Here is a 1210-nt window from a genome sequence, read left to right as displayed (position 1 = left end):
CCGGCCGAGGGCGCCGTCGCGCAAGCGCCCACCATGCTCTTCGGCCGTGAGCGCATCGCGCGCTGGCAGCGCGATTTCCGCCGGTCGGCCTCGAGCCACAAGGGGCGGCATGGCGACGTGGTGGTGCTCGGCGGGGCGCCGACGATGCGCGGTGCCGCGTGGCTCGCGGCCACGTCCGCGCTCTCGGCCGGCGCCGGGCGTGTCTACGCGGCGCTGCCCGATGACGACGGCCTGGCCTGGCCGGCGCGTCCGGAGCTGATGCATTGGGACTTCGCGCGCTGGAGCGCTCCCGCCGAGGCCTGGCGGGACGTCGTCGCGGTGTGCGGCTGCGGCGGCGGGACGGCGATCGCGCCGGCGCTCTCGACCGTGCTGCATGGCGCGCGCCACGTCGTGCTCGATGCCGACGCGCTCAACCTCGTGGCCGGCGATGAATCGCTGCAGGCCGCGCTGCGCCGTCGCGCCGTCCACGGCTGGTCGACCCTCCTGACGCCCCATCCGCTGGAAGCCGCCCGCCTGCTCGGACTGGCGTCAGCCGCCGACGTGCAGGCCGACCGGCTCGCGGCCGCCGCGCAGCTCGCTCAGCGCTTCGGCGCGACGGTAGTGCTGAAGGGCTCGGGCAGCGTCGTCGCTTCGGCGGCGCAGCCCTTATCGATCAACAGCACCGGCTCGTCGGCGCTGGCGACGGCGGCAGCGGCGATGTGCTGGCCGGCTGGATCGGCGGCATGTGGGCGCAGTCGCCGGAGGTCTCGCCACACGATCTCGCCACGGCGGCCGTCGCCTGGCACGGTGCCGCCGCGGAAGGCCACGCCGGCCCGATGCTCGCCGCAGACCTCGTGGCCGCGATGGCCGCGCTGCACGCCCGGGCAGCGTAGCCGCGCGCCCACAACGACGAAGGCCTGGCAATGCCAGGCCTCGTGTCGTCCCGCTCGAAGCGGGTGATCTTCCGTCAGGCGCCTCGCTTGCGACGCGTCGTCTTGGCCGCGGGGGCGCCGCTGCCCTTCGCGGCGACCGACTTCGCCGCGCCGCGCGCCGTGCGCTTGGCCGCCTTGACCGGATGCGCCGACGCGCCCTTGGTCGCGCGTTCCGACTTGCGGCGCTCGGCCTTCAGCACGCGGTCGGCCTGCTCGATGCGCTCGAGCGCATCGACCGCCGTGGGCGGGTCCGGCGGCGGCAGCGGCATCGGCTCGACCGTCGCGGCGGGCGCGGCCGC

At 76.2% G+C, this 1210-nt stretch carries 2 pseudogenes; one reads left to right on the top strand and one right to left on the bottom strand.

What is annotated here, in order from left to right:
* The first annotated feature begins 33 nt into the window (after positions 1 to 33).
* Positions 34 to 872, top strand: a pseudogene (locus tag FUT87_RS31130) (NAD(P)H-hydrate dehydratase).
* A 74-nt stretch (positions 873 to 946) separates the two neighbouring features.
* On the opposite strand, the pseudogene FUT87_RS29420 reads toward FUT87_RS31130, so the two are convergent.
* Positions 947 to 1210 (bottom strand): annotated as a pseudogene (locus FUT87_RS29420) (hypothetical protein); the annotation flags it as partial.

The sequence above is a fragment of the Mitsuaria sp. TWR114 genome (genome assembly GCF_007997345.1).
Note: the sequence above shows the minus strand (reverse complement) of the source record. Positions and strands in the feature narration are given on the sequence as shown.